4 protein-coding genes and 1 tRNA gene are annotated in these 5,461 nt (G+C 55.1%); 4 read left to right on the top strand and 1 reads right to left on the bottom strand.

Going from position 1 to position 5,461, the window contains the following annotated elements; translation table 11 throughout:
- The 4 genes from Q0F21_RS04985 (at position 1) to Q0F21_RS04970 (ending at position 4,585) form a co-directional block, all read left to right on the top strand.
- A tRNA-Leu gene (locus Q0F21_RS04985) sits at positions 1-84 on the top strand.
- Positions 85-354: 270 nt separating this feature from the next.
- Entirely contained in the window at positions 355-3,663 is a 3,309-nt protein-coding gene (locus Q0F21_RS04980) for a carboxypeptidase regulatory-like domain-containing protein (RefSeq protein WP_297237962.1), read from the top strand.
- 130 nt (positions 3,664-3,793) lie between these two features.
- Positions 3,794-4,069, top strand: coding sequence for a hypothetical protein (locus Q0F21_RS04975; protein WP_297237960.1), 276 nt, complete (start codon positions 3,794-3,796; stop codon positions 4,067-4,069).
- Positions 4,070-4,099: 30 nt separating this feature from the next.
- Positions 4,100-4,585 (top strand): ferritin, encoded by a 486-nt coding sequence (locus Q0F21_RS04970; protein ID WP_297237958.1) that lies wholly within the window; start codon positions 4,100-4,102, stop codon positions 4,583-4,585.
- 156 nt (positions 4,586-4,741) lie between these two features.
- Here Q0F21_RS04970 and Q0F21_RS04965 read toward each other — a convergent pair.
- Positions 4,742-5,461, bottom strand: a 720-nt coding sequence (locus tag Q0F21_RS04965) for a formate--tetrahydrofolate ligase (RefSeq protein WP_297237956.1), incomplete at its 5' end; no start/stop codon positions are given.

The raw sequence follows: 5,461 nt of genomic DNA, 5'->3' as shown, positions 1-5,461 counted from the left end.
GCCCGGGTGGCGGAATTGGTAGACGCGTTGGTCTCAAACACCAATGGAGTAACATCCGTACCGGTTCGATCCCGGTTCCGGGCACAAAAGACGAGCCTCCCCGGACAAAAGGTCCGGGGAGGCTTGATTAGTATGTCGGGCATGTCCTACATCAAAGAGGTGTGAGAGGGAATGAAAAGCAGGTCTGATAACTATCGTATCCCGGTCTACTCGATTATAGTCTACCCGGTGACGATGTGGTTAAGATGAGATGAAGTATTGGTGAAGGGTCCCGGGTTGTTATCTTTTCTCAAATAATAGAGGTAATATTGCGCAAAACTTGAATACAGTACAATTCAAATAAATTCATTCATCATGCAGAAGCACTACACAATCCTGACGGTGCTGCTCATCGGCCTCCTGTCGATGATGTCGCTGACCTCTCTGGCACAGGTCACCACCTCCTCTATGCGAGGCACGGTGAGCGATGACCATGAGACGCTGGCCGCTGCCACCGTCCGCGTGACCCACACGCCCTCCGGCACGACCTACAACGCCCTGACGGACGCTGAGGGTCGTTTCTTCATCAATAACATGCGTGTCGGTGGTCCCTACACAGTCAAGGTGACCTTTATCGGCTACCGGGACCACATCACCGAGGGGATCACTCTCCAGCTCGGTCAGACCTTCGTCCTCGACGTCCGTATGAGTGAGGACTCCGAGCTGCTTGAGGGCGTCACCGTGACTGCCGAGAGCAAGAACCCAGTCTTCAATAGCCAGCGCACCGGTGCCCTCACCTCTGTCTCGCCTGAGCAACTGAAGCAGCTCCCGACCATCACCCGAAGCCTCAGCGACTTCACCCGCCTCACTCCGCAGGCCAACGGCGGCTCCTTCGCCGGTCGTGATGGTCGTATGAATAACGTCACCATCGATGGTGGAGCCTTCCGCAATAACTTCGGTCTCTCAAGCAACATGATGCCCGGTGGTACGGCACAGCCGATCTCCCTCGATGCTATCGAGGAGGTGTCGGTGAATATCGCCCCCTTCGACATCCGTCTCTCCAACTTCACTGGTGCTTCCGTCAACGCTATCACCAAGTCCGGTACCAACATCTTCACCGGATCCGCCTACACCTACCAGCGTGGTAAGGGGATGACCGGCACCAAGATCGGTGACGTCGATATGTCCAAGCTCGATAATAAGAATGAGCAGACCTACGGCTTCACCATCGGTGGTCCGATCGTCAAGGATAAGCTCTTCTTCTTCGCCAGTGCAGAGTACGAGAATGACGCTCGCCCCTACACCGGCTTCCTCCCGAGTGAGAATGGTGTCGCAGATAAGAAGAACAACATCTCCCGCACCAGCTATTCCGACCTTGAGGCGATGAGCAAGTTCCTCAAGGAGAAGTACAACTACGACACCGGTGATGTCCGCAACTTCCCCAATATGGATCAGAAGAACTACAAGATCCTGGCGAAGATCGACTGGAACATCAACGATGATCACCACCTCTCCCTCCGCTACAATTACCTCAATAATAACAGCTGGAACACTACCAACTGGAACTCCGGGCCCGGTAATAATGCGCGGCTTCAGCCGGGACGTCTCTCGGAGAATGCGATCGCTTTCCCCAACTCCTGGTACCAGAATCTTAATGAGATCCACGGATTTGCCGGTGAGCTTAATAGCCGCTTTGGGAATAACATGACCAATAAGCTGATGGTCACCTACACGGCTACGAAGGATCCTCAGCGCAAGAGCCCCTCTGCAGACTTCCCCTTCGTCGATATCCTCAAGGATGGCGGCTACTATATGTCTTTTGGTACGGAGCTTTTCTCCTTCCACAACCAGGTGATCAATAACACTCTCTCGGTGTCGGATGACTTTACCTACACCTTAGGTGCACACACCCTCCTCGGTGGCTTCCGATACGATAATATCTACGTCAATAACAGCTATATCCGTGAGGGGACCTCCTACTACCGCTATGCCAGCATGGAGGACTTTATGGAGAATCGCAAGCCGATCGGCTTCGGAGTTACCTACGGCTACAATGGGGAGGATCCAAAGGGAGTCCAGATGAATTTTGGGCTTCTCGCTTTCTACTTCCAGGATGAGTGGACAGTGACCCCTCGCTTCAAGCTCACTCCCGGTCTGCGCTTCGAGGTGCCCTTCTACCTCAATAAGCTTGAGAATAATCCGCTCGTGGATAAGCTCCCCGAGATGCGCTATGGGACAAAGCTGGATATCTCTACATGGCCCAAGAGCCAGCTTCAGGTTAATCCTCGGGTTGGGTTCAATTGGGATATCCTCGGTGACCGCTCCATTCAGCTGCGTGGTGGTACCGGTCTCTTCAGTGGTCTGATGCCTTTCGTGTGGTTCACCAATCAGCCCACCTCCTCAGGTACTGTCCAGAGTCCTGAGATGGGATTTGGGGCTGCTGACATCCCCGATGACCTACGCTTTGAGCCCAACTTCCGTGATCAGCAGAAGAAGTATCCCAATATCTTTCCGGATCAGCTGAAGAGTGATGGCGAATACCGTGGCGCAGTTGCTATGGTCGCCAAGGACTTCCGCATGCCTCAGATCTGGCGCTCTAATATCGCTGCCGACTTTGCTCTGCCCGGAAATACGACTCTTACCCTCGAGGCACTCTACAGTAAGGATGTACAGGCACTCCTTCAGCGAAATGTCAATCTCCCCGAGCCTGATGGTAAGATGGCTGACGGCAGACCTCTGTACAGCAAGAATCGGATGGTCTCCAGCGTCAATAACGCCATCGTCCTCGGTAATACCAATAAGGGCTATCAGGGCTCTTTCACCGTCCAGCTTCGCAATCGCGCAGTCAAGGGTCTCGATGCGATGGTCGCTTACACCTACTCCTTTGCTAAGGACCAGACCAATAATCCAGGCTCCTCCGCCAACTCTGCTTGGACGAGCAACCACACCTACGGCGATATGAATGATCCCGAGCTGAGTTACTCTCAGTTCGCCATCCCTCACCGTGTTGTCGGTAGTCTCTCCTACCGTATCGAGTACCTGAAGCATATGGCCACCACGATCAGCCTCTACTACAGCGGCTCCTCGACAGGTCGCTACAGCTATATCTATGGTAACGATATCAATGGTGACTACGCCTCCGGCGATCTGCTCTACGTGCCGACCGGTACGAGTGACCCGAAATTCTCTTTTGTGGACAAGAAGGGGTACGATAAGCGCGCTAAGAAAGAGATCTTCATCTCTGCCGCCGATCAGTACGAGGCCTTCATGAAGTATGTGGACGGCAATCCCTACCTCTCCAAGCGTAAGGGCAACTTTGCAGAGCGCTTCGGAGCTCTCCAGCCTTGGCTCAATCGATTTGACCTGAAGCTGATGCAGGAGTTCTACTCCGACTTTGGCACCGACCGTCGCTACACCCTTCAGGTGAGCCTTGACTTCATCAACGTAGGCAATATGCTCAATTCCAACTGGGGTGTCTACAAGACTGCCGCCCTCTCCAGCAGCTACGGCAATATCCTGCCGGTGGAGATGCAGAAAGCCAATGCTAAGTCCGGTGCTCAGAAGGGCTTTGTCCTGACAGAGAATAGCATCGAGGACTTCAGCAAGAAGGCCAATGTCTGGAATGACGACCTCGGTCTCAGCTCCACCTGGGGCATGCTCCTCGGAGTCAAGCTCCTCTTCTGATAGCTGACTGACATACCTTACATCTGAGCGAGCCTTCTTGGACAAATAGGTCCGAGGAGGCTCGTTTTTTGCACTTATGTAGATGGGTAGCTTTTTTGGTACCTTTGTTAGAGTAAAATTGCAATAGGATATGTCACCACTTACCATAATCCTTCTCCTCATCCTGGGGGTGATCCTATACTCCCTATGGCCCCTGATCCGCCAGATAGCGCGCATCGGAGCGGTCCACCGAGAGGTCAAGCGTGAGTACCGCCGTCAGGAAGAGGAGGCTCAGGAGCAGGCTGCCCGTGAGCAGCATGCCCGTAAGAGCAGTGCCGACATCCTCCGGGAGGCGCAGCACGACCTCGGCGGTGGACACTACGTCGACTATGAGGAGGTGGATGACGAGACCGGCAACCATAAGTAATCACTAATCACTTAGATAATACAGTACACTATGAAGATGACTGAACGACTGATCGCCGCTATCAACGAGCAGATCAATAAGGAGCTCTACTCCGCTTACCTCTACCGCTCTATGTCCCTGGACACCGCAGAGCGCGCCCTCGATGGCGTGACCAAGTGGCTCACCCTACAGTCTCGCGAGGAGATGGGACACGCCGAGGCGATGATCTCCTACCTCGAGGGGCGTGGCGTGCGCCCCGAGCTGAAGCCGATCGCTGAGGTACCCAATTCTTTCGGCACCCTCCGCGAGATCCTCACCCAGTCGCTCCGCCACGAGCAGTCCATCACCAAGTCGATCGAGGAGATCGTCAAGATGGCCACCGAGGACCACGACTACGGCGTACGCATCTTCTTCGAGAAGTTTGTCGTAGAGCAGGAGGAGGAAGAGGAGAACGCACAGCACAATCTCGACCGCCTCGATCTCATCGGCGAGGGCGCCGTCGCCATCTTCGACAGGGAGATGGGCATGCGCAAGTAAGAGATATCGAGTCTATCGGCGTGAGGATGGGTGACCTGCCCATCCTCACGCCTTTTTTTGTGACCTGACCTCGTGTGGAGATCCGGTCGGGATGAAGAGGGGGCTGCGCCGATACTCCGGCACAGCCCCCTCTGATAGTCTGAGGAGCAGGGTCTATCAGCTCAGTCCGTCGATTTCACCATTGACGATGTCGATCTTCTCGGCATTGGGGACCTTGGGGAGTCCCGGCATACGCATGATGCTGCCCATGATGACCACGATCATCTCTGCGCCGGTGGTGACGACGATGTCATTGACGTGCATCTCGAAGTCTCTCGGAGCGCCGAGGAGCGAGGCGTCGTCGGAGAAGGAGTACTGCGTCTTGGCGATGCAGATGGGGAACTTGTCGTAGCCCAGCTCGTCGATCATCTTGAGTGCCTTGATGGCCTTCTTGTCGTAGACTACGCGGTCAGCACGGTAGATCTCGCGGGTGAGGGACTCGATCTTCTCCTTGACCGGGCTGTCGAGGTCGTAGCCGAAGGTGATGGGCTCAGAGGGGTGGTCGTCGATGGTGTCGACGACTACCTGTGCCAGCTCAGTGGCTCCCTTACCGCCCTCGGAGAAGGCGTTATTGACGGCAAAGGGTACGCCGAGCTCCTCGCAGTGGAGGCGGATCGCCTCAAGCTCAGCCTCGGTATCGGTGGGGAAGCGGTTGATGCAGATGACGACGCTCTGTCCAAACTTCCGCATGTTCTCCACGTGCTGGTCGAGATTGGAGAAGCCCTTCTTCAGCGCCTCCACATTCTCCGTGCTGAGGTCGGCGTCCTTGACTCCGCCGTGGAGCTTGAGGGACTTGGCAGTGGCGACGAGGATCGTGGCAGCGGGCTGGAGACCATT

Source organism: uncultured Porphyromonas sp. (genome assembly GCF_934359325.1).
Taxonomy (GTDB): Bacteria; Bacteroidota; Bacteroidia; order Bacteroidales; family Porphyromonadaceae; genus Porphyromonas_A.
This window is presented reverse-complemented; position numbering and strand designations above follow the sequence as displayed.